Genomic DNA, 267 nt, shown 5'->3' with positions numbered 1-267 from the left:
ATGATATTTGATAGACATGCCCATTTAAAGTATAGATATGGTAACAGAAAATTTTGGTGTAAAGGATTTTATGTAGATACAGTTGGTAGAATAAAAAAGTGATAGAAAATTATATAAGAAATCAATTACAAGAGGATATAGTAGCAGAACAGTTAACAATGATAGAGTACATAGAACCTTTTACTGGGGAAGAAACTCGAAAGAAGACAAAATAAAACAACCCTTTTAAGGGTTGCTGGGAAAGTAGTACATTTGGCTGATCTTCTC

The 267-nt window shown here is 31.1% G+C and carries 1 pseudogene; it reads left to right on the top strand.

The window, feature by feature from the left end:
* Nucleotides 1-215, top strand: a pseudogene (locus LQ675_RS14945) (transposase); the annotation flags it as partial.
* Nucleotides 216-267 lie beyond the last annotated feature (52 nt).

The organism is Mammaliicoccus sp. D-M19 (assembly GCF_022386695.1).
Taxonomy (GTDB): Bacteria; Bacillota; Bacilli; order Staphylococcales; family Staphylococcaceae; genus Mammaliicoccus; species Mammaliicoccus sciuri.
This window is presented reverse-complemented; position numbering and strand designations above follow the sequence as displayed.